Source organism: Ruegeria sp. AJ12, from assembly GCF_056536245.1.
This window is the reverse complement of sequence record NZ_JBQFJJ010000001.1, coordinates 3,726,444-3,749,166: the sequence shown is the minus strand read 5'-3', so window position 1 is coordinate 3,749,166 and position 22,723 is coordinate 3,726,444. Positions and strand designations below refer to the sequence as shown.

17 protein-coding genes are annotated in these 22,723 nt (G+C 57.7%); 15 read left to right on the top strand and 2 right to left on the bottom strand.

Translation table 11 applies throughout. The features are described 5' to 3' along the window. Positions 1-25 precede the first annotated feature (25 nt). From ccoG to rplA, 10 genes are all read left to right on the top strand, one after another. The gene (gene ccoG, locus ACR3E0_RS18720) at positions 26-1,453 is read left to right on the top strand and encodes a cytochrome c oxidase accessory protein CcoG (RefSeq protein WP_480480396.1); all 1,428 of its coding nucleotides are present in this window, start codon (positions 26-28) and stop codon (positions 1,451-1,453) included. Positions 1,454-1,455: 2 nt separating this feature from the next. Continuing rightward, on the top strand, positions 1,456-1,914 hold the full coding sequence (locus ACR3E0_RS18715) for a FixH family protein (RefSeq protein WP_480480394.1): 459 nt from the start codon (positions 1,456-1,458) through the stop codon (positions 1,912-1,914). Positions 1,915-1,918: 4 nt separating this feature from the next. Beyond that, positions 1,919-4,096, top strand: a complete 2,178-nt coding sequence (locus ACR3E0_RS18710) for a heavy metal translocating P-type ATPase (protein ID WP_480480392.1) — start codon at positions 1,919-1,921, stop codon at positions 4,094-4,096. 5 nt (positions 4,097-4,101) lie between these two features. Beyond that, positions 4,102-4,260 carry a cbb3-type cytochrome oxidase assembly protein CcoS gene (gene ccoS, locus ACR3E0_RS18705; RefSeq protein WP_480480390.1) on the top strand — a complete coding sequence of 53 codons (159 nt, stop codon included), beginning with the start codon at positions 4,102-4,104 and terminating at the stop codon, positions 4,258-4,260. A gap of 89 nt (positions 4,261-4,349) precedes the next feature. Beyond that, a complete protein-coding gene (gene secE / locus ACR3E0_RS18700) occupies positions 4,350-4,547 on the top strand; it encodes a preprotein translocase subunit SecE (protein WP_170431185.1) in 198 nt (65 codons plus the stop codon). 224 nt (positions 4,548-4,771) lie between these two features. After that, positions 4,772-5,305 carry a transcription termination/antitermination protein NusG gene (gene nusG, locus ACR3E0_RS18695; RefSeq protein ID WP_039539910.1) on the top strand — a complete coding sequence of 178 codons (534 nt, stop codon included), beginning with the start codon at positions 4,772-4,774 and terminating at the stop codon, positions 5,303-5,305. 132 nt (positions 5,306-5,437) lie between these two features. After that, entirely contained in the window at positions 5,438-6,586 is a 1,149-nt protein-coding gene (locus ACR3E0_RS18690) for an alpha-hydroxy acid oxidase (RefSeq protein ID WP_480480388.1), read from the top strand. A 422-nt stretch (positions 6,587-7,008) separates the two neighbouring features. Beyond that, positions 7,009-7,935, top strand: coding sequence for a DMT family transporter (locus ACR3E0_RS18685; RefSeq protein ID WP_480480386.1), 927 nt, complete (start codon positions 7,009-7,011; stop codon positions 7,933-7,935). Between the two features lie 194 nt (positions 7,936-8,129). Further along, complete coding sequence (gene rplK, locus ACR3E0_RS18680; protein ID WP_010440985.1) at positions 8,130-8,579, top strand: 50S ribosomal protein L11; 450 nt, start codon at positions 8,130-8,132, stop codon at positions 8,577-8,579. A 1-nt stretch (position 8,580) separates the two neighbouring features. After that, positions 8,581-9,279: a 50S ribosomal protein L1 gene (gene rplA, locus ACR3E0_RS18675; RefSeq protein WP_480480385.1), complete on the top strand. Its 699-nt coding sequence runs from the start codon at positions 8,581-8,583 to the stop codon at positions 9,277-9,279. 68 nt (positions 9,280-9,347) lie between these two features. On the opposite strand, the gene ACR3E0_RS18670 is transcribed toward rplA, so the two are convergent. Then, positions 9,348-10,307 (bottom strand): phosphotransferase, encoded by a 960-nt coding sequence (locus tag ACR3E0_RS18670; RefSeq protein ID WP_480480383.1) that lies wholly within the window; start codon positions 10,305-10,307, stop codon positions 9,348-9,350. Between the two features lie 95 nt (positions 10,308-10,402). After that, positions 10,403-12,151, bottom strand: coding sequence for an LTA synthase family protein (locus ACR3E0_RS18665; RefSeq protein ID WP_480480381.1), 1,749 nt, complete (start codon positions 12,149-12,151; stop codon positions 10,403-10,405). 462 nt (positions 12,152-12,613) lie between these two features. Here ACR3E0_RS18665 and rplJ point away from each other — a divergent pair, with 462 nt between their 5' ends. The 5 genes from rplJ to rpoC all read left to right on the top strand — a co-directional run bounded on the left by rplJ (position 12,614) and on the right by rpoC (position 22,564). Further along, positions 12,614-13,132: a 50S ribosomal protein L10 gene (rplJ, locus tag ACR3E0_RS18660; RefSeq protein ID WP_480480379.1), complete on the top strand. Its 519-nt coding sequence runs from the start codon at positions 12,614-12,616 to the stop codon at positions 13,130-13,132. A 79-nt stretch (positions 13,133-13,211) separates the two neighbouring features. After that, entirely contained in the window at positions 13,212-13,589 is a 378-nt protein-coding gene (gene rplL, locus ACR3E0_RS18655; protein ID WP_093964343.1) for a 50S ribosomal protein L7/L12, read from the top strand. Between the two features lie 250 nt (positions 13,590-13,839). Continuing rightward, positions 13,840-17,976: a DNA-directed RNA polymerase subunit beta gene (rpoB, locus tag ACR3E0_RS18650; RefSeq protein ID WP_480480377.1), complete on the top strand. Its 4,137-nt coding sequence runs from the start codon at positions 13,840-13,842 to the stop codon at positions 17,974-17,976. Next, positions 17,973-18,323, top strand: coding sequence for a hypothetical protein (locus tag ACR3E0_RS18645; protein WP_480480375.1), 351 nt, complete (start codon positions 17,973-17,975; stop codon positions 18,321-18,323). The genes rpoB and ACR3E0_RS18645 overlap by 4 nt, the downstream gene beginning before the upstream one ends. Next, positions 18,323-22,564 carry a DNA-directed RNA polymerase subunit beta' gene (gene rpoC / locus ACR3E0_RS18640; RefSeq protein WP_480480373.1) on the top strand — a complete coding sequence of 1,414 codons (4,242 nt, stop codon included), beginning with the start codon at positions 18,323-18,325 and terminating at the stop codon, positions 22,562-22,564. Before ACR3E0_RS18645 ends, rpoC begins: the two co-directional genes overlap by 1 nt. Positions 22,565-22,723 lie beyond the last annotated feature (159 nt).

Genomic DNA, 22,723 nt, shown 5'->3' with positions numbered 1-22,723 from the left:
GAAGAGCCAGATCTGGAGCCAGCCCGTGAGCGATTCCGAACCAGCCCCCAGCCTGTATGCCGCGCGTGAACCCATCTTTCCCAGACGCGTATCCGGGCCGTTTCGTAACCTGAAATGGATCATTCTGGTGGTCACGCTGGGTATTTACTATGTAACGCCCTGGTTCCGCTGGGACCGCGGACCCAGCCTGCCGGATCAGGCGGTGTTGCTGGATCTGGCAAATCGTCGGTTTTACTTCTTCTGGATCGAGATCTGGCCGCACGAATTCTACTTTGTCGCCGGTCTGCTGATCATGGCCGGGCTGGGGCTGTTTCTGTTCACCTCTGCACTGGGCCGCGTGTGGTGCGGATATGCCTGCCCGCAGACCGTGTGGACGGACCTCTTTATTCTTGTAGAGCGCTGGATTGAAGGTGACCGAAATGCCCGGCTGAGGCTGCATCGTCAGGAAAAACTCGACTTCCGCAAGGCGCGTCTCAGGCTGTCGAAATGGATGGCATGGTTTCTGATCGGTCTGGCCACAGGCGGGGCCTGGGTGTTCTATTTTGCAGACGCCCCGACGCTGGCACGCGATCTGGTCACCGGAAACGCGCATCCGGTGGCCTATACGACGATGCTGATCCTGACAGCCACAACGTTTTTCTTTGGCGGTTTTGCCCGCGAACAGATTTGCATTTACGCCTGTCCTTGGCCGCGCATTCAGGCGGCGATGATGGATGAGGACACGCTGGTGGTCGGCTATCGCGAATGGCGCGGCGAACCACGGGGCAAAGGTAAGCGGGACGCGGATTCTGAGCTTGGGGACTGCATCGACTGTATGGCGTGTGTGAATGTCTGCCCGGTGGGGATCGACATCCGGGACGGGCAGCAGCTTGAGTGTATCACCTGTGCGCTGTGCATTGATGCCTGTGACGACATGATGGCCAAGATCGGCAAGCCGAGAGGTCTGATCGACTACATGGCGCTGAGCGATGAAACCCGTGAGAGGTCCGGTCATCCGCCGAAAAGCGTCTGGAAGCACATCTTTCGCGCGCGGACGATCATGTACACCGCGCTTTGGTCGCTGGTAGGCTTTGCGCTGTTATTCGCGTTGTTCATTCGGTCGGACATAGATCTGACTGTGGCGCCCGAGCGTAACCCGATCTACGTGACTATGTCCGACGGCACCATACGCAACACCTATGATGTGCGCCTGCGCAACAAGCATGGCGAGGATCGGCTGTTCAAACTGTCTCTGGCCGGAGACCCGGCACTGAAGCTGGAGATTGAGGGCACCACGATTGATACTGTGAATGTCACCGCCGATACGGCACAATTGACGCGTGTCTATATTACCGCGTCCCGGGACGCCGGACCCGCCGGGGCTGATACGACCCCCGTTCGGATCTGGGTTGAGGACCTGAGCAGCGGTGAACGCGCTTACAAAGACACCACCTTCAACGGACGAGGGGATTGATCATGGCTGAACGTAAATTTACCGGGAAACACGCTCTGGCGATCTTTGTGATGGCCTTTGGGGTGATCATCACCGTGAACCTTGTGTTGGCCTACAGCGCGGTCAAAACCTTTCCGGGGCTTGAAGTAAAGAACTCATATGTTGCCAGCCAGGAATTCAACGAGCGTTTGCTGGAACATCAGGCGCTGGGATGGGACGTTCGGGCTGAAACACAGGGCGGGCTTCTGATCCTGCATATCACCGACGCAACCGGAGCGCCGGTGGAAGTGGCCGAACTGCAGGCCGTGGTTGGGCGGGCAACGCATGTGCGCGACGATTTCTCACCGGATTTCACATTCGACGGAACAACCTACGCGACCCCAGCCACGCTAGGCGAGGGGAACTGGAACATTCGCCTGGTGGCGCGCGATGGTGAAGGCGCCGAGTTTTCGCAGCGTGTTCCTTTGTACGTGAAAGGTTAGCCTTGTGACGGCGCGCGTTTCTTCCGGCACGGCGGCCTGCCCGGGCTGCATCGCAGCCCCAACCGAGCCTGCGCGGCCGATACCTGAAGATGTGCAAATTGCGCTGTCATTGCCGGGCATTCATTGCTCGGCCTGTATTTCGACAGTCGAGCGCGAGTTGAACGCCCATCCCGGAGTGGAAGACGCGCGGGTCAACCTGACCCTGAAGCGGGCCATGATCAAAGCAGCGCCCGAGATGCGCGCCGCTGATCTGATCCCCGTGCTCGAACGTGCCGGGTTCGAGGCGCACGAGCTTGACCCGGGTGCCTTGTCCGCGACGCAGACCGACAAGGCGGGGCGCGATTTGTTGATGCGACTGGCCGTTGCCGGCTTTGCCTCGATGAATGTGATGCTGTTGTCGGTATCCGTCTGGTCCGGTGCGACCGATGCAACACGGGACATGTTCCACTGGATTTCGGCAGCCATCGCACTGCCTGCCATTGCGTTTTCGGCACAACCCTTCTTTTTAAACGCGTGGAGTGCCCTGCGCGTTCGGCGCCTGAACATGGACGTGCCGATTGTGCTGGCGATCCTGCTTGCGCTGGTCACGTCCTTGTGGGAAACCGCGTTGAGTGGCAAACACGCTTACTTTGACGCGGCCCTGACCCTGACCTTCTTCCTTTTGGCGGGTCGATATCTGGACTACCGCACGCGAGCCGCAGCGCGCTCGGCTGCCGAAGAACTGACCGCGCTGGAAGTTCCCCGGGCCATTCGCGTCGTTGACGACATCGAGGAAGAAGTTGCCGTCGCCTCTTTGAAGCTAGGTGACCTTATCCTTGTGCGACCCGGTGGCCGCATGCCTGTGGACGGACAGATCGTGTCCGGTCAATCCGAGTTGGATCGGTCGCTGCTGACGGGTGAAACGTTGCCCGTGTTTGCCGAAACCGGTCAATCGGTCAGTGCAGGCGAGGTCAACCTGACCGGGCCACTTGTGATCCGCGCAACGGCAGTCGGAGAAGATACCTCGCTGCACCGCATGGCGGATCTGGTGGCGATCGCCGAGTCGGGCCGGTCGCGGTATACCTCTTTGGCGGACAAGGCAGCCAAGCTTTATGCACCGGGCGTACACATCCTGTCGGCGCTCAGCTTTGTCGGGTGGTACATCTATTCGGGTGACCTTCGAACGGCGCTGAACATTGCGGCGGCGGTTCTGATCATCACCTGCCCCTGTGCGCTGGGTCTGGCCGTACCTGCGGTTACAACCGCAGCCTCGGGGCGGTTGTTCCGCAAAGGCATGCTGATCAAGCACGCCACGGCCCTTGAACGGTTGGCCGAAGTGGATACCGTTGTTTTCGACAAAACCGGCACTCTTACCTCCGGTGCGCCCGAGCTGACAAACCTGGGAGAGCACAGCCGTGCCGATCTTGAGGTCGCTCTGGCCCTTGCCGCGGCGTCCGCACACCCGCTCTCAATCGCGCTGGCGCAGGCGGCCCGTGCGGCTGGCGTAAAACCAGCCAATGTGCGCGACATTGCAGAGGTGCCGGGGTTTGGAACTGAAGGTGAATATCGCGGACAGCGCGTCCGCCTGGGGCGTGCTGCCTGGATTGGCGCGGATCAAGGGGCCGAGACCGCCGCATGGTTGGCGATTGGGCACCAGCGTCCGCAGGCTTTCCGGTTCAACGACGCACTACGCCCCGGCGCGGCGGAGGCCGTCGAGGCCTTCCATCAATCCGGCAAGCGGGTCATCCTGATTTCCGGTGACTCGCACGGCGCGGTCAGAACCCTGGCCGAAAAACTCGGGATTGAAAACTGGATTGCCGAGGCGCTGCCGCAGGACAAGGCCAATCGGATTCAAGCCCTGAACGATGAGGGTCGCCATGTTCTGATGGTGGGCGATGGTCTGAACGACACAGCAGCCCTTGCGGCGGCGCATGTGTCGATCTCTCCGGCGTCGGCCCTCGACGCGGCACGGGTCGCATCAGACATCGTTCTGCTGGGCAATGACCTGTCCCCTATCGCGGATGCCTGCAGCACTGCGGTCAAAGCTACCAAACGGATTCGCGAAAATTTCCAGATTGCCACTGTCTATAATGTGATCGCGGTGCCGTTGGCAGTGGCCGGGCTGGCGACGCCTCTGATCGCGGCCTTGGCGATGTCGACCTCGTCGATTACTGTATCCCTGAACGCCCTGCGGCTGAGGTGACGTGAATGGAAGTGCTCGCCTATCTGATCCCGATTTCCCTGTTGTTAGGGGGTGTTGGACTGGTTGCGTTTGTCTACACCGTTCGGTCGAACCAATACGAAGACCCCGAAGGCGACGCCCGCCGGATTCTGAGCGACGAATGGGATGACCGGCCCAAGCCGTGATCCGGGGATACTGTCGTCACCAACTGCCCTTGAAATTGCCGTAATGCCCGGCTATGTCCGGCCCATTGCTAGTAGAGAGATAACGCCAAATGGCCACCACCAACCCGATTCAGTTCATTCAGCAAGTCCGTGCCGAAGTTGCGAAGGTCGTCTGGCCGACCCGGCGTGAAGTGCTGTTGACCACGGTGATGGTGTTCATCATGGCGGCCCTGACCGCCGTGTTCTTTGCACTTGTTGACCTGGGCATCCGCAGCGGTTTGCAACTGATCCTGGGCGCCTTCGGCTGAGGCGGACAATCCGGTGCCGTAGCGCCGCCGAAACTGCTGCTGCCCTCTTGCACAGCGCGCAATGTCAGAGTAGGTGACGCGGTACCTTTCGGGATGGGCGTGCGGCGATTCGGGCTGCGCGCCGCTTTTTATTCCGGATGACGCGGGACAGCCGCAACAGGATTTCAAAACAGGGTGTGCTCGGGTGACCGGATGCGCCAAAGGCAAACAAGGACGACAGGTTCATGGCGAAACGGTGGTACTCGGTCAGCGTTCTTTCGAATTTCGAAAAGAAGATCGCAGAGCAGATCCGCACGTCGGTGGCCGAGCAGGGCCTTGAGGACGACATCGACGAGGTTCTGGTGCCCACCGAAGAGGTGATCGAAGTGCGCCGGGGCAAGAAGGTCACCACCGAGCGTCGTTTCATGCCCGGTTACGTTCTGGTACACATGGAAATGTCGGATCAGGGTTATCACCTGATCAACTCGATCAACCGCGTCACCGGCTTTTTGGGTCCGCAAGGCCGTCCGATGCCGATGCGCGATGCTGAGGTGAACCAGATCCTCAACCGCGTTCAGGAAGGTGAAGAAGCGCCCAAGCTGATGATCACCTTCGAGGTGGGCGAGAAAGTCAAGGTCAACGACGGCCCATTCGAAGACTTCGACGGCATGGTCGAGGGCGTGGACGACGAGAACCAGAAGCTGAAAGTTTCGGTCTCGATCTTTGGCCGCGAAACACCGGTCGAGTTGGATTTCACGCAGGTTACCAAGCAAAGTTAAGCTTACTGAACCTCCTGAAACAGAATGCAACACCTGCCGTTTCTCAACGGTGGGTGTTTTTTCTTGTAAATCGCTCGAAATTTGCGTATTCCCTAATTGGTAAAAAAATATTACCAAAATTGGAGACGTCTGATGGGGCTTGCGAATTGCCATAACTTCCAGGAGTTCCGAAAGCTGGCAAAACGTCGGCTTCCCAGCCCGATTTTCCACTATATCGATGGCGCAGCGGACGATGAAATCACGTATCGCCGGAACACTTCCGCCTATGACGACGTCGATCTGGTGCCCAATGTCCTGGCGGGTGTCGAGGACGTAGATATGAGCGTCGAGGTCATGGGCCAGAAACTGGACATGCCAATCTATTGCGCACCAACAGCCCTGCAGCGGCTGTTTCATCACGAAGGAGAACGGGCGGTCGCCCGCGCGGCAGGCAAGTACGGGACGATGTTTGGGGTGTCATCGCTGGCAACCGTCACAGTCGAAGAAATCGCTCAAATCACCGAGACGCCCAAGATGTTCCAGTTCTACTTTCACAAGGACCGGAGCCTCAACGATGCACTGCTTGAGCGTGCACGCGCTGCGAATTTCAACGTGATGGCGCTGACCGTTGATACGATCACCGGAGGCAACCGCGAACGGGACTTGCACACCGGATTCACGTCCCCACCAAAACTGACCCCGTCTTCGCTGTTGAGTTTTGCGACCCACCCGGCCTGGGCCTGGAATTTCCTGACCAAGGAGAAATTCGATATGCCGCACTTGTCGGGGTATGTCAGCGCGGGCACCAATCTGGCGGTTTCGGTTGGCGACTATTTTTCGACAATGCTGGACCAGTCAATGAACTGGAACGATGCCGAGAAGCTATGCGCGCAATGGAACGGTCAGTTCGCGTTGAAAGGCATCATGAGTGTCGAGGATGCGAAACGCGCAGTCGACATCGGATGCACCGGGATCATGGTTTCGAACCACGGCGGACGGCAACTCGATGGCTCGCGCGCGCCTTTTGATCAACTGGCCGAGATCTGTGACGCGGTCGGCGACAAAATCGATGTCATCTGCGAAGGGGGCATCCAGCGCGGGACCCACGTGCTCAAAGCTCTGTCAGTCGGGGCCAAGGCGTGTTCCGGGGGACGATTGTATCTCTATGCGCTGGCAGCAGCCGGTCAGGCGGGCGTGGAAAAGGCGCTTGGCAATCTGCGGACCGAAATCGAACGTGACATGAAGCTGATGGGCGTTACCAAGTTGGATCAGTTGAGCCGAGGCAACTTGCGATATCGCTGAGGTTCTGGCGGACCCATGTGTGCGTTCCAGCACCTTCTTGCCGCGCCGACCGACAAAGCATCATCATGAGAACGCGGTGAGTTTAATCGGATGTTGAAGTGTGTTCAGTGGCGTGAGCAAGCGCCGAAGCAGATGAATACCATCGAGGTGCGTAAGAAGGTCAGTGTCTAAGTCAGGACGTTCGAGAAATTTATCGGCATGGTCGGCGAAAACCGGAAGGTGAAGGTCGCTGTCTCGAAATTCGACTGGGAAATCCCGGTGGAGGGAACTTTATTCCGGTCGCCAGACAGGGTTAAGCAGCCCATTCACCAATTTTCCCAAGTAGCGTAGTCTTGGGCAACGCGGCTTTTTGCTCCGACTGCAAAGCGGTCATTCGATGAATCTCTGCTAAACATTGGCAAACCTGTGCTAGCTCTTCTTCCATGGTAGCGACGTCGACACAAACCAGACCAACTGTTCCGTATGCGCTTGCCGTTGTCGGCGTTCTTTTTGCGTCAATCTGTTTCGGGCTGGTTCCCTATTTCAGCCGGGGGCTGACAGAGCAGGGCGTTGCCCCTTACGCAGTCGCATTCTATCGCTATGTCGTTGCGGCGGTCCTGCTGCTGCCCGTTCTCATTGTGCACCGCAAAGCATGGCGCGAGATTCTTTGGGGTCTTTCGGCAGGGGCGGTAATGGGACTTGGATGGATTGGATACGTCACCGCGCTGGAGACATTGCCCGCATCGACAGTGGGCGTACTCTATATGACCTATCCAGTTTTTACATTGATCATCGCCTGGGTTTTATTCGCCGATGCACCGACACAGCGTGCTTTGCTCGCCTCAAGCCTTATTGTCTTGGCGGCAATCATAGCTGGCTCGCCCGGATCCGTGCCAATACAGCACATACCGACGCTTCTGGTATCGCTGGCGGCCCCAATCGGTTTCGGCTTCGGCATTTGTGTCCTGGTCCACCGATTGTCCCGTATCGCGCCACTTGCACGTATTGCCTCGGTTTCCTTGGGATCGGTTCTTGGTCTCTTGCCGCTGATACTGAGTGCTGACATCGCCAGACTTCTTCCGCAAGGGCAGTCTGACTGGATGTTGATCGTCGGGATAGGTTTGGTCACGGCGCTTGTGCCACAGCTGATATACACAATCTGCTCTCCCTTGATCGGCGCTTCTCAAACTGCGGTTATCGGAAGCATCGAGTTGCCGACGATGTTTGCTGTTGGTTTTTTTGCTTTTGGCGAGGCGATCACAACGCCCCAAGCTGTGGCGTGCGCTTTGGTTTTGGGTGCGATGGCGATCACCAGAAGTCGGACGACACGCACTGTAACCACAGTGATCGCGAAAGAGCCAAAGACTTAGGTTTTTGTTCGTGGCGTCCGTTCCGAATTATGGCGCGTACCACTTGCCATACCCTTCGTTCCCCTATAGATGCCGCCTCTATCGTCTTCGGGCGAGATTCTCTCGTGGGAGGTCGCTGGGATCGCGATCCCGGACCGGACCACGCAACATAATCTGGGTGAGACGCGTTTCACCTTAGTTGAAAGGAAAACCAAATGGCCAAGAAGCTTGCTGGTACAATGAAACTGCAGGTTCCTGCAGGTCAGGCGAACCCGTCGCCGCCAGTTGGTCCGGCGCTGGGTCAGCGCGGCATCAACATCATGGAATTCTGCAAGGCGTTTAACGCCAAGACCGCAGACATGGAGCCCGGCGCTCCGTGCCCGACCGTGATCACCTATTATCAGGACAAGTCCTTCACCATGGACATCAAGACGCCGCCCGCGTCTTACTACCTGAAAAAAGCGGCTGGTCTGAAGCCGGTCGGCAAGCGGAACCGTCCTCGTGGCGCGGAAAACCCAGGTCGCGAGACCGTGGCCACCGTGACCTCGAAGCAGGTTCGCGAAATCGCCGAAGCCAAAATGAAAGATCTGAACGCCAACGACGTCGAAGGCGCAATGCAGATCATCCTGGGCTCGGCCCGCTCTATGGGCATCGAGGTGAAGTAAGATGGCAAAACTCGGTAAACGTACCCGCGCTGCGCGCGAAGCTGTCGCTGGCAAGGAAAACCTGTCGGTTGAAGAAGCTGTTTCCCTGGTCAAAGGCAACGCAACCTCGAAATTCGATGAAACCATCGAGATTGCTCTGAACCTGGGCGTTGACACCCGTCACGCAGACCAGATGGTTCGTGGCGTTGTCGGCCTGCCGAACGGCACCGGCAAAGCAATGCGGGTTGCAGTATTCGCTCGTGGCCCGAAAGCCGAAGAGGCGCAGGCGGCAGGTGCCGATATCGTTGGCGCAGAGGACCTGATGGAAACCATTCAGGGCGGCACCATCGAATTCGATCGCTGCATTGCCACCCCTGACATGATGCCGATCGTTGGCCGTCTGGGTAAAGTTCTGGGCCCCCGTAACCTGATGCCGAACCCCAAAGTTGGCACCGTGACCATGGACGTGAAAGCAGCCGTGGAAGCAGCCAAGGGCGGTGAAGTTCAGTTCAAGGCGGAAAAAGGTGGCGTTGTGCATGCTGGCGTTGGCAAAGCGTCGTTTGACGAAGCCAAGCTGGTCGAAAACGTCCGTGCCTTTATCTCGGCTGTTGCCAAGGCCAAGCCGTCGGGCGCCAAAGGCACCTACATGAAGAAAATCGCGCTGAGCTCGACCATGGGCCCGGGCGTGACACTGGATGTAGCTGCTGCGTCGGGCGAATAACCCTGAACGCGAAATCAAGATGTTCTGAAACCCGGGTGGCCGTTGTCACTCGGGTTTTTCTTTGATGCCTATTGGAACGCTTGTTTTAGACGCAGCTCCAGCCGGTCGCGTTTGTGACGTTCGAAGTCGCTGCAGATGAAATCGGTTTGCCACAAGCGTAGCCAGTCTTTCAGCAATCGGCCGCGCAGGCAGCAATCGAGAATTTCCATATCTACTGGGTGGCGGTATTGGCGAAAGAACATCTCTTTATTTCGGGTGAGGATACCGCTTCGGTCGACGGTCGCGGCAGCTCCGTCCCGGAAGATGTCGGCCTTCAGGAAATCAACGATATCATAAACCGCAAGTTTTTCCCGCGTTTCCGTGAAATCCAGCCCGATTGCGGCACCTTGGCCCATGATTAAGTTTAGGCCATGAAAGTCCCCGTGCGAGAAAACCCGCAAATCCGGGCGGTTTCTCAGCGCGGCAGCTTCGGCAATAAAGCTGTCGATCATGGGCTGGCTGATCTGCGTTACATGTGATGGCAAGTTGGTAGACAGATCGCGAATACTCTCAGTCATCCAGCGGGGACGAAAGGCGTAATCAGACTGGCTTTGAAAGCTGTGTAGATCGTGCAGCCACGAACCTGCGCGTCGATAGATTTGTGCGACTTGGGCTTCGTTCTTACTGTTGTAGATAATGTCTGTGGCTGTCGGGCGGCTGACGAATTCTGTGACCATGAAGTGATCGCGCGGGGACAGGTAAACAGGGAGCACAACCCGATTGATCTTGTTGCCCTTGAAATGCTGGGTCAAGTGCTCCAGCAGAGTGAACTCTTTGCTCAGGCGCCCGGTCTCCGGGGAAACCGCGTCGAGTTTCAGCGCGTAGTGACGGCCTGAGCTCTCGACTTTCCAAACATGACGGGTGTCAGGGAAAGCATGCGACCGGCAGAGAAACGTCACCTGGGTGATCGGAGTGTTCAGACACCGCTGCGCCAATTCATCGGCGCAGGCGTTGGCCTTGTCGTATTCTTCAGGAGTGACTGCCGCCATTGTGTCTCAAACCTGCGCCCGTTTCTGGGTGCCCATGTTGGACGTGAACGCAGCAGAAAGTCACTGTCAATGGTCTGAGTGCGTTCGGCTTCGTCTTACTCGTGATCCAGAATGGCGTTTTCCAGGTTCGGAAAATAGGCCTGACCAGTTTTGATGCCCTGTGTCGGACGGGTAATGTCGTGCACATCTCGCCAATGCTCGCACCCCAGTTGCGCACTTTTTAGGCAGGCAAGGAAATCACCGGTTTTAGGTTCGTACCAAAAGATACGACCATCGAAAACGTTCCCGAAAATGATAGGGTCGGTCTTTGCGGTCAGTGTTTGCAGAGCCGGTGTTGTGGCATTCGTGGCAAGTTCCAGCACGAGGTCCCGGGTCATTTTGTTTGGCAAGACGTGCTCTACCGACTGTGTCGTTCTGCTGGGATGGATCGCGATGAAGGGTAGCCAGCTGAGGAGCATTAGATTGTCCAAAGTTGGAAGGTTCGACGACTCGCGGGATTCATCCGCGGTAAATATGACAACGGTACTCTCCAACAGGTCCCGGTCATCCAGATTCTGCATCAACTCAGCAATGGCCAGGTCGAGGTATTTCAGGGCGCGGTAACGGGCAGAAGGCTCTTGCGGCAGGAAGTCTTGTGGAACGTTGTACGGCGCATGTGTGCCTGTTGTCAGAACCGAAATAAACCAGGGTTGTGTTCCATCCAGCCCATCGATGTATGTGATGACGTTTCGAAACAGCGACTGGTCATCAATGCCCCAGCCATTGCGGAGCACATCACCGTCGGACGGCCAATCTTGATCTCCGCGCAACTCCTGAAAACCGAGTTCAGCAAGATGTTTGTCTTTTGACATGAATGCCAAGGGGGCGCTTTGCAGGAAGGCGGTGTGATAGCCTTGCCCGGAAAGAACAACCGGCAACGCCTCGGCGGTGACTTCGGCACTGTCTGCCAGATCGTTCCACTTGCGTTCGCTGGAGATGAAGCTTGGTACATCTCCGGTCAGAGTGGTGTAAAGCCCATTGGACGTGATCAGTTGATGCCCGACAAAACGTTCAAGGCTGATGTTCTGGTCTGCGAGTGTGCGCAAGGTTTCCATATCCGCTTTGGTCAGGCTGAAGCGGGACAGGCCTTCCAAGTACACAACGAGTATGTTCAACCGGTCCGGGCCAAGATCAATCAATTGGGCGCGCTCAAAAGCGACCGGATCGAAGGTTCTGTCCGAGGCCATGAGTTTTGACTGGCCGAGTGTTGGAAGCAGCGGATGCGATTGCAGCCATGCGGGTTCGCTGATGCGAAAACTGTTCGGGACATAAGTCAATGCGGCGACGCACAGAGCTGCTCCGGCAAATGCGCCAAGTCGGGCAACACGTCCCATGCGTTCCAGTCGCAGTAAAACCAGAGCAATGGCGAAGAAGACAGCTGCGTTCACGATGACATCCGAGGTCAGATGCGCATCAATAAATGTTGCGTCGGTTGCAAAGCCCAGAAGATCAAGATCGATAGACGTCAGATTGGCTTTAACGTGTTCGATGTTTGAAGCATAGAAAAACGCCAGAACACCGAGTGAGATCACAATAACCGAAGAGGGGGCAAACACAAACAACAGTGCAGCTACAGCGGCAAACAGCACGTCGCCGGCAGCACCCAGCCAAAGGACGGGTCCCTTGTCGTCAAAAAAGGCGGCTGTGGGGTCGAAACCTTCGTGGGCGTTATACGTCCAACCATAAGAACCCTTTGCGAAAGCCGTCAGGCAAAGATACCGATGATAGAGCGTGATCGTTAGGACGCTAATAAAGATGCTTCCGAAGCGCGGTGCGCGCTGCTTCAAGCGAAATGCTGATGTCATCGTCGAGGTGCCTGCTTGATCGCATTTTTGGCATAAAAACTCATATTGAGATGCCTATTGCAAGGTTGTTAGCGCCCCGACGAAGCGCGCATCAATGACAGGTGTGCTTTTTAGGCTGTTCTGAAGGATGCTCGTTGAGTGAGTTGACCGTTTCGCCTGGGCGCTGCAGTGTCGCCAAGTGGTGCAATTTACCTCTTGGAAACCGGAGTCATCTGCCCTAAAGAGAGCTGCGGAATAAAGCGTGCGATTCGTCGTGCGCTTTATTTCGTTTCGTCCAAGACGGTGGGTGACCTTGCGACAGGTCTTAATTCCCTGCCTGAGACGGGTAAGACCAAAGAATTTCGAGGGTCCCGCCCTCGGGCGCATTTTGGCCAATCCCGTAACTACGGACCTGAACGCCGGAGCGAAAGCTGCGGCAAATATGAGCCGGGGTGAGATATCGCCCCTAACTTGGAGAGAACTGTGGATAGAGCCCAGAAAGAGAAAGTGGTCGAGGAACTCGGCCAGATCTTCGAAAGCTCTGGCGTCGTAGTGGTTTCGCACTACGCCGGTCTGACAGTTGCCGAGATGCAGGACCTTCGCGCACGTGCTCGTGACGCGGGTGGCTCCGTGCGTGTTGCCAAGAACAGGCTCGCCAAAATCGCCCTTGAGGGTAAGCCGTGTGAAAACATGGCCGACCTGCTGACAGGGATGACCGTTCTGACCTATTCCGAGGACCCTGTGGCAGCCGCCAAAGTGGCCGAGGACTTCGCCAAAGAGAACCAAAAGTTCGAAATTCTTGGCGGCGCAATGGGTGAGAACGCTCTGGACCGGGCCGGTGTTACAGCCGTGTCGAAAATGCCTTCGCGTGAGGAGCTTATTGCTTCGATCGTGGGCTGTATCGGCGCGCCTGCTTCGAACATCGCCGGTGCAATTGGCGCACCTGCAAGCAACATCGCAAGCATCCTTTCCACCATCGAAGAGAAGGCGGAAGCTGCGTAAGCGGTTGGCACTGAATGATCTGCGTGGGGAAAACTCCCTGACGTTGGAACACACACTGTAAACGGAAAGAGCTGATACAATGGCTGATCTGAAGAAACTGGCAGAAGAGATCGTTGGTCTGACCCTGCTGGAAGCACAAGAACTTAAAACCATCCTCAAAGACGAGTACGGCATCGAGCCCGCAGCTGGCGGCGCCGTCATGGTCGCAGGCGCAGCTGGCGATGCCGGCGGTGCAGCTGAGGAAGAAAAAACCGAATTCGACGTCGTTCTGAAGAACGCCGGCGCTTCGAAAATCAACGTGATCAAAGAAGTTCGCGGCATCACCGGTCTGGGCCTGAAAGAAGCCAAAGAGCTGGTCGAAGCTGGCGGCAAGATCAAAGAAGGCGTGGACAAGGCAGAAGCCGAAGAGATCAAAGGCAAGCTGGAAGCAGCTGGCGCCGAGGTCGAACTGGCCTAAGTCAGCCCACTGGCGCATCGCTGATGTGCCTGGAAATTTGGCTGGTCCCGGAGAAATCCGGGTCCAGCCGAACCTGTCTTAGAAAGGGCCTCAACAGATGGGGCGTTTTCTAAGACACGGTTTTCGGATCGGGAGGCTGCCTTCGGGACGGTGGCCACGAATTGATCCGGACGTGTTGTCTCGATTGTGCAAGATGCCGGGGCCCGACGGTGTCTTTGCCCGCTGAGAACATCGAAAGGTGACATCTGACATGGCTCAATCGTTCCTTGGCCAGAAACGTCTTCGGAAATATTACGGCAAAATCCGCGAAGTGCTGGAAATGCCGAACCTCATTGAGGTACAGAAATCTTCTTATGATCTTTTCCTGCGCTCCGGCGATGCTGAACAGCCCACGGATGGCGAAGGCATCAAAGGCGTGTTCCAATCGGTTTTCCCGATCAAGGATTTCAACGAAACCTCTGTTCTGGAGTTCGTGAAATACGATCTGGAAAAACCCAAGTACGACGTTGAAGAGTGCATGCAGCGCGACATGACCTACAGCGCGCCGCTGAAAGTCACTCTGCGTCTCATCGTGTTTGATGTCGATGAAGATACCGGCGCGAAGTCGGTCAAGGACATCAAGGAACAGGACGTGTTCATGGGCGATATGCCCCTGATGACGCCGAACGGGACGTTCATTGTGAACGGCACCGAGCGTGTGATCGTGTCCCAGATGCACCGCTCGCCCGGTGTGTTCTTTGACCATGACAAAGGCAAAACCCATTCCTCGGGCAAGCTGTTGTTTGCCTGCCGCATCATCCCGTATCGCGGCAGCTGGCTGGACTTTGAGTTCGACGCCAAAGACATCGTATTTGCTCGGATCGACCGTCGCCGCAAATTGCCTGTGACAACCCTGCTGTATGCGCTGGGTCTGGATCAGGAAGCGATCATGGACGCGTATTACAACACCGTGTCCTACAAGCTGGACAAGAAGAAGGGGTGGGTCACGCTGTTCTTCCCCGAGCGTGTGCGTGGTACCCGTCCGACCTTTGATCTGGTTGACGCCAAATCCGGTGAAGTGATTGCCGAAGCCGGCAAGAAAGTGACCCCGCGCGCGGTCAAGAAACTGATCGACGAAGGCAAGGTCACCAACCTGCTGGTTCCATTCGATCACATCGTTGGCAAATACGTCGCCAAGGATATCATCAACGAAGAAACCGGTGCGATCTATGTCGAGGCCGGGGACGAGCTGACGCTGGAATACGACAAGGACGGCGATCTGATCGGCGGTACCGCCAAGGAGTTGATCGACGCGGGCATCACCGACATTCCGGTTCTGGACATAGACAACGTCAATGTCGGCCCCTACATGCGCAACACCATGGCGCAGGACAAGAACATGAACCGCGAAAGCGCGCTCATGGACATCTACCGTGTCATGCGCCCGGGCGAGCCGCCCACCGTCGAGGCCGCTTCGGCCCTGTTCGACACGCTGTTCTTTGACAGCGAACGCTATGACCTGTCCGCTGTTGGCCGTGTGAAAATGAACATGCGTCTGGCGCTGGACGCACCGGACACCACGCGCACTTTGCGCCGCGAAGACATCGTGGCCTGCATCAAGGCGCTGGTGGAGTTGCGCGATGGTACGGGCGACGTGGACGATATCGACCACCTCGGCAACCGTCGTGTGCGCTCTGTGGGCGAACTGATGGAGAACCAGTACCGCGTTGGCCTGCTGCGCATGGAGCGTGCGATCAAAGAGCGTATGTCGTCGGTCGAAATCGACACCGTCATGCCTCAGGATCTGATCAACGCGAAACCGGCGGCCGCTGCGGTTCGAGAATTCTTCGGCTCGTCGCAGCTGTCGCAGTTCATGGACCAGACCAACCCGCTGTCGGAAGTCACCCATAAACGCCGTCTCTCGGCGCTTGGCCCCGGTGGTCTGACACGTGAGCGTGCGGGCTTTGAGGTGCGCGACGTGCACCCGACCCACTATGGCCGGATGTGCCCGATTGAAACACCGGAAGGTCCGAACATCGGTCTGATCAACTCGCTGGCCACCTTTGCCCGCGTGAACAAGTATGGCTTCATCGAAACACCGTATCGCGTTGTCAAAGACGCGGAGGTGACGGATGAGGTCCACTACATGTCCGCGACCGAGGAAATGCGGCACACCGTGGCGCAGGCAAACGCGACACTGGACGAAAAAGGCAAGTTCAAGAACGAGATGGTCAACACCCGTCAGGCCGGGGACTACACTCTTGCGCCGGTCGAGAGCGTCGACCTGATCGACGTGTCGCCGAAACAGCTGGTCTCGGTCGCTGCATCGCTGATCCCGTTCCTTGAAAATGACGACGCAAACCGCGCTCTGATGGGCTCGAACATGCAACGTCAGGCGGTTCCGCTTCTGCGGGCCGAGGCACCGCTGGTCGGTACCGGAATCGAGGAAAAGGTTGCGATCGACTCAGGCGCTGCGATTCAGGCGAAACGCGCCGGTATCATCGACCAAGTCGATGCCCAGCGTATTGTTATCCGCGCCACCGAAGATCTGGAACTGGGCGATGCTGGCGTTGACATCTATCGTCTGCGCAAATTCCAGCGTTCGAACCAGAACACCTGCATCAACCAGCGTCCGCTGATCAAGGTGGGTGACACCGTCCAGAAGGGCGAGGTCATCGCTGACGGTCCGTCGACCGATATGGGTGAACTGGCCCTTGGTAAGAACGTGGTCGTCGCGTTCATGCCGTGGAACGGTTACAACTACGAAGACTCGATCCTGATCTCGGAACGTATCGCGCGTGATGACGTCTTTACCTCGGTCCATATCGAGGAATTCGAAGTTGCCGCCCGTGACACCAAGTTGGGCCCGGAAGAGATCACCCGCGACATCCCGAACGTCGGTGAAGAAGCGCTGCGCAACCTCGACGAGGCGGGCATCGTTTACATCGGTGCGGATGTTGAGCCGGGCGATATTCTGGTCGGCAAGATCACTCCGAAGGGCGAAAGCCCGATGACCCCGGAAGAAAAGCTGCTGCGCGCCATCTTTGGTGAAAAAGCATCTGACGTGCGCGACACCTCGCTGCGCGTGAAGCCGGGCGATTACGGTACGGTCGTAGAGGTCCGCGTCTTCAACCGTCACGGCGTCGAAAAAGACGAGCGTGCGCTGCAGATCGAGCGTGAGGAAGTCGAACGTCTGGCCCGCGACCGGGACGACGAGCTGGCGATCCTTGACCGCAACATCTATGCGCGTCTGCAGGGTCTGATCCTGGGTAAAACCGCTGTCAAAGGCCCGAAAGGCGTCAAGGCAGGATCGGTGATCACCGAGGACCTGCTGGAAACCCTGACCCGTGGTCAGTGGTGGCAGCTGGCACTGGAAGGCGAGCAGGACGCACAGATCGTTGAGGCTCTGAACGAGCAGTACGAAGTGCAAAAGCGCGCTCTGGACGCCCGTTTTGAAGACAAGGTCGAGAAAGTCCGCCGTGGCGACGACCTGCCGCCGGGTGTGATGAAGATGGTCAAAGTCTTCATCGCCGTGAAGCGCAAGCTGCAGCCGGGCGACAAGATGGCCGGTCGTCACGGGAACAAAGGTGTGATCTCCAAGGTTGTTCCGATGGAAGACATGCCGTTCCTGGCTGATGGTACGCCGGTTGACTTCTGTCTGAACCCGCTGGGTGTGCCGTCGCGTATGAACGTTGGTCAGATCCTCGAAACCCACATGGGTTGGGCCGCGCGCGGTCTGGGTCTGAACATCGACGAGGCTCTGGGTGAATACCGCCGCTCTGGCGATCTGACCCCGGTGCGCGAAGCGATGAAGCTGGCCTATGGCGAGAATGTCTATGAAGAAGGCATCACCGGTCTGGACGAGGATGGCCTGATCGAGGCTGCGGGCAACGTGACCCGCGGTGTTCCGATCGCAACCCCGGTCTTCGACGGTGCCAAAGAGGCTGACGTCAACGACGCGCTGGTGCGTGCGGGCTTCTCGGAAAGCGGCCAGTCGGTTCTGTTCGACGGTCGTACTGGTGAGCAATTCGCACGTCCGGTGACCGTGGGCATCAAGTACCTGCTGAAACTGCACCACCTGGTGGACGACAAGATCCACGCGCGTTCGACCGGGCCGTACAGCCTGGTGACCCAGCAGCCGCTGGGTGGTAAGGCGCAGTTCGGTGGTCAGCGCTTTGGTGAGATGGAAGTCTGGGCTCTGGAAGCTTACGGCGCCGCCTACACCCTGCAGGAGATGCTCACCGTGAAATCGGATGACGTCGCCGGCCGGACCAAGGTCTATGAGTCGATCGTCAAGGGCGAGGATAACTTTGAAGCGGGCGTACCGGAATCGTTCAACGTTCTGGTGAAAGAAGTCCGTGGCCTCGGCCTGAATATGGAACTTCTGGATGCGGAGGTCGATGAGTGAGCTTTATGCGGTCCTTCATAGCTCTTTTGGCTTTTGGAGCCTTCGCAGCTTGTGGGACTGCACATGAGAGCTTGATCGCTGTTGAAGAGCTTCGGGAAAATACCGAAGCCCCTCACGGCGACACACATCAATTAGTGCTGATGGAAACAACATATACAAACAAGATACCATCCAACTCTGAAAGTATTCAGTGGGCTGCTGCGCGACAATGCGGATTGCTCGGTGAAGACGCTCATGAAGAGGTGGTGTTGAACGAATCTGTGTTTCTCATCGGATCGATGCCCAACGGTGGCTCGTCGACTAGAATTTTTACCTTCCGTTGCCCGGAATCTGGAAAGGATACCTGATGAACCAGGAAATCACCAACAACCCGTTTAACCCGCTGACGCCCCCGAAGGTTTTCGACGAGATTAAGGTCTCGTTGGCGTCGCCCGAGCGGATCCTGTCTTGGTCCTATGGCGAGATCAAGAAACCCGAAACCATCAACTACCGGACGTTCAAGCCCGAGCGTGACGGTCTGTTCTGTGCGCGGATCTTTGGCCCGATCAAAGACTACGAGTGTCTCTGCGGCAAATATAAGCGGATGAAGTATCGCGGCGTTGTCTGCGAGAAATGCGGTGTGGAAGTCACCCTGCAAAAAGTCCGCCGTGAGCGTATGGGCCACATCGAATTGGCCGCGCCCGTTGCGCATATCTGGTTCCTGAAATCGCTGCCGTCCCGCATCGGTCTGATGCTGGACATGACGCTGCGCGATCTGGAACGCGTTCTGTACTTTGAAAACTATGTCGTCATCGAGCCCGGTCTGACCGACCTGACCTACGGCCAGATGCTGACCGAAGAAGAGTACATGGATGCGCAGGATGCCTATGGCATGGACGCGTTCACCGCCAATATCGGTGCCGAAGCCATCCGTGAGATGCTGGCCCAGATCGATCTGGAAGCCGAGGCCGAGCAGCTGCGCGCTGATCTGGCCGAAGCAACCGGCGAACTGAAGCCCAAGAAGATCATCAAGCGCCTGAAGGTTGTTGAATCCTTCCTCGAGTCGGGCAACCGGCCCGAGTGGATGGTGATGACCGTGATCCCGGTCATTCCGCCGGAACTGCGTCCGCTGGTTCCGCTGGATGGTGGCCGTTTCGCGACCTCGGATCTGAACGATCTGTATCGCCGCGTCATCAACCGGAACAACCGTCTGAAGCGTCTGATCGAGCTGCGCGCACCTGATATCATCGTCCGCAACGAAAAGCGGATGCTGCAGGAATCCGTTGACGCTCTGTTCGACAACGGCCGCCGTGGCCGCGTGATCACCGGCGCCAACAAGCGTCCGCTGAAATCGCTGTCGGACATGCTGAAGGGGAAACAGGGTCGCTTCCGTCAGAACCTTTTGGGTAAGCGCGTCGACTTCTCGGGTCGTTCGGTCATTGTGACCGGTCCGGAACTCAAGCTGCACCAGTGTGGTCTGCCCAAGAAGATGGCGCTGGAGCTGTTCAAGCCGTTCATCTACTCGCGCCTTGAAGCCAAGGGTCTGTCTTCGACCGTGAAACAGGCGAAGAAACTGGTCGAGAAAGAGCGTCCCGAAGTGTGGGATATCCTCGACGAGGTGATCCGCGAACACCCTGTCATGCTGAACCGTGCACCGACGCTGCACCGTCTTGGCATTCAGGCGTTCGAGCCGGTCCTTATCGAAGGCAAAGCCATCCAGCTGCACCCGCTGGTCTGCTCGGCTTTTAACGCCGACTTCGACGGTGACCAGATGGCTGTTCACGTCCCGCTGAGCCTTGAGGCCCAGCTGGAAGCGCGTGTTCTGATGATGTCGACGAACAACGTTCTGTCGCCTGCTAACGGCGCGCCGATCATCGTTCCGTCGCAGGATATGATCCTGGGTCTCTACTACGTGACCCTGGAACGCGAAGGCATGCCGGGCGAAGGCAAGGTCTTTGGGTCGATCGAAGAAGTTCAGCACGCGCTGGACGCGGGTGAGGTGCATCTGCACACCAAGATCACCGCCCGAATCACGCAGATCGACGACGAAGGCAACGAAGTTCAGAAGCGTTTTGAGACCACGCCGGGCCGTCTGCGTCTGGGTGCGTTGCTGCCGATGAACAACAAGGCGCCGTTTGAGCTGGTCAACCGTCTGTTGCGGAAGAAAGAAGTGCAGCAGGTGATCGACACCGTCTACCGCTACTGCGGTCAGAAAGAGTCGGTTATTTTCTGTGATCAGATCATGTCGATGGGCTTCAAAGAAGCGTTCAAGGCAGGCATCTCGTTCGGCAAGGACGACATGGTCATCCCGGGCGACAAGTGGGGCATCGTGGATGACACCCGCAATCAGGTGAAGGACTTTGAACAGCAGTACATGGACGGCCTGATCACTCAGGGCGAAAAGTACAACAAAGTTGTCGATGCCTGGTCGAAGTGTAACGACCGCGTCACCGAGGCGATGATGAGCACAATCTCTGCATCGGATCGGGCAGAGGACGGATCCGAGCAGGAGCCGAACTCGGTCTACATGATGGCCCACTCGGGTGCGCGTGGCTCGGTCACTCAGATGAAGCAGCTGGGCGGTATGCGTGGTCTGATGGCCAAGCCGAACGGTGATATCATCGAGACGCCGATCATCTCGAACTTCAAGGAAGGTCTGACCGTTCTTGAGTACTTCAACTCGACCCACGGTGCCCGTAAGGGTCTGTCGGATACCGCGCTTAAGACGGCGAACTCAGGCTACCTGACCCGTCGTCTGGTGGACGTCGCACAGGACTGCATCGTGCGTGAGATCGACTGCGGCACCGAGCGTGCGATCACCGCCGAAGCCGCCGTGAACGACGGTGAGGTTGTCGCCTCGCTGGCCGAGCGGGTGCTGGGCCGTGTCTCTGCCGATGACGTTCTGCGTCCGGGTACGGACGAGGTGATCGTGGCCGCTGGTCAGCTGATCGACGAACGTATGGCCGACACGATCGATGAGGCGGGTGTTGCCTCGATGCGCATCCGCTCGCCTCTGACCTGTGAGTCCGAGGAAGGCGTTTGTGCCACCTGCTACGGTCGTGACCTTGCACGCGGTACCATGGTGAACACAGGCGAAGCTGTCGGCATCATCGCCGCCCAGTCCATCGGTGAACCCGGTACGCAGCTGACGATGCGGACATTCCACATCGGCGGTGTTGCGCAAGGTGGTCAGCAGTCGTTCCAGGAAGCTAGCCAGGACGGTGTCGTTTCCTTCGAGAACCCGCAGATCCTGGCCAATGCCGCAGGCGAAAGCCTGGTCATGGGCCGGAACATGAAGCTGGTGATCAAGGACGAACATGGCGAAGAGCGTGCCAGCCACAAGCTGGGCTACGGCTCCAAGCTGTTCGTCAAGGATGGCGCATCGGTGGCGCGTGGCGACAAGCTGTTCGAGTGGGATCCCTACACCCTGCCGATCATCGCCGAGAAAGCCGGTACTGCGAAATACGTTGATCTGGTTTCGGGCCTCGCCGTCCGCGACGAGACCGACGATGCAACCGGCATGACCCAGAAGATCGTGATCGACTGGCGCGCGGCCCCCAAAGGCAGCGACCTCAAGCCCGAGATCATTCTGGTCGGCGAAGATGGCGAGCCGGTCCGCAACGATGCGGGCAACCCGGTTCACTATCCGATGTCGGTGGATGCGATCCTGTCGGTCGAAGACGGCCAGACCATCGAAGCCGGTGACGTTGTAGCGCGTATCCCGCGTGAAGGTGCCAAGACCAAGGACATCACCGGTGGTCTGCCGCGAGTGGCCGAACTGTTCGAAGCCCGTCGTCCGAAAGATCACGCGATCATCGCTGAAGCCGATGGTTACGTGCGCTTTGGCCGCGACTACAAGAACAAGCGCCGCATCAGCATCGAACCGGCTGACGAGTCCATGGAGACCATCGAGTACATGGTGCCCAAGGGCAAGCACATCCCGGTCGCCGAAGGGGACTTCATCCAGAAGGGTGAATACCTGATGGACGGTAACCCGGCTCCGCATGACATCCTGTCCATCATGGGTGTCGAGGCGCTGGCGGATTACATGATCGACGAGGTGCAGGACGTCTATCGTCTGCAGGGCGTTAAGATCAACGACAAGCACATCGAGGTCATCGTGCGCCAGATGCTGCAGAAGTGGGAGATCCTGGATTCAGGCGACACCACCCTGCTGAAAGGCGAGCATGTCGACAAGCAAGAGTTCGACGCGGCCAACGAGAAAACGATTTCTCGTGGCGGTCGTCCGGCGCAGGGCGAGCCGATCCTCTTGGGGATCACCAAGGCCTCGCTGCAGACGCGTTCGTTCATCTCGGCGGCGTCGTTCCAGGAAACCACGCGTGTGCTGACCGAAGCTTCGGTTCAGGGCAAGAAAGACAAGCTGGTCGGCCTGAAAGAGAACGTCATCGTCGGTCGCCTGATCCCCGCCGGTACCGGTGGGGCCACGCAAAGCGTCCGTCACATCGCGCAGAGCCGCGACAATGTGGTGATCGAAGCGCGCCGGGAAGAGGCCGAAGCCGCCGCCGCGCTGGCCGCGCCGGTGATGGAAGATGATCTGGTCGGTGACGAGCTTGACGTTCTGGTGGAAACCCCGGAAAGCCGCGAGTAAGTCTCGTCACAAAGAATTGGAAAAGGCCCTGCGATCGCGCGGGGCCTTTTTCGTTTGGTTCGAAAATGCGCTTCAAAAAACACTGCAGCAAATTTTTGCCGCCCAAGGTTGCGTAAAGGAACTCTAGAACAAGCTTAAGTGGACCCATCGTCAAATCCA

What these genes read in the sequence shown, in the direction of transcription:
- ACR3E0_RS18715 (WP_480480394.1), top strand. Translation starts at nt 1,456, where the DNA reads ATGGCTGAACGTAAATTTACCGGGAAACACGCTCTGGCGATCTTTGTG.
- ccoS (WP_480480390.1), top strand. Translation starts at nt 4,102, where the DNA reads ATGGAAGTGCTCGCCTATCTGATCCCGATTTCCCTGTTGTTAGGGGGT.
- secE (WP_170431185.1), top strand. Translation starts at nt 4,350, where the DNA reads ATGGCCACCACCAACCCGATTCAGTTCATTCAGCAAGTCCGTGCCGAA.
- nusG (WP_039539910.1), top strand. Translation starts at nt 4,772, where the DNA reads ATGGCGAAACGGTGGTACTCGGTCAGCGTTCTTTCGAATTTCGAAAAG.
- ACR3E0_RS18690 (WP_480480388.1), top strand. Translation starts at nt 5,438, where the DNA reads ATGGGGCTTGCGAATTGCCATAACTTCCAGGAGTTCCGAAAGCTGGCA.
- ACR3E0_RS18685 (WP_480480386.1), top strand. Translation starts at nt 7,009, where the DNA reads ATGGTAGCGACGTCGACACAAACCAGACCAACTGTTCCGTATGCGCTT.
- rplK (WP_010440985.1), top strand. Translation starts at nt 8,130, where the DNA reads ATGGCCAAGAAGCTTGCTGGTACAATGAAACTGCAGGTTCCTGCAGGT.
- rplA (WP_480480385.1), top strand. Translation starts at nt 8,581, where the DNA reads ATGGCAAAACTCGGTAAACGTACCCGCGCTGCGCGCGAAGCTGTCGCT.
- ACR3E0_RS18670 (WP_480480383.1), bottom strand. Translation starts at nt 10,307, where the DNA reads ATGGCGGCAGTCACTCCTGAAGAATACGACAAGGCCAACGCCTGCGCC.
- ACR3E0_RS18665 (WP_480480381.1), bottom strand. Translation starts at nt 12,151, where the DNA reads ATGACATCAGCATTTCGCTTGAAGCAGCGCGCACCGCGCTTCGGAAGC.
- rplL (WP_093964343.1), top strand. Translation starts at nt 13,212, where the DNA reads ATGGCTGATCTGAAGAAACTGGCAGAAGAGATCGTTGGTCTGACCCTG.
- rpoB (WP_480480377.1), top strand. Translation starts at nt 13,840, where the DNA reads ATGGCTCAATCGTTCCTTGGCCAGAAACGTCTTCGGAAATATTACGGC.
- rpoC (WP_480480373.1), top strand. Translation starts at nt 18,323, where the DNA reads ATGAACCAGGAAATCACCAACAACCCGTTTAACCCGCTGACGCCCCCG.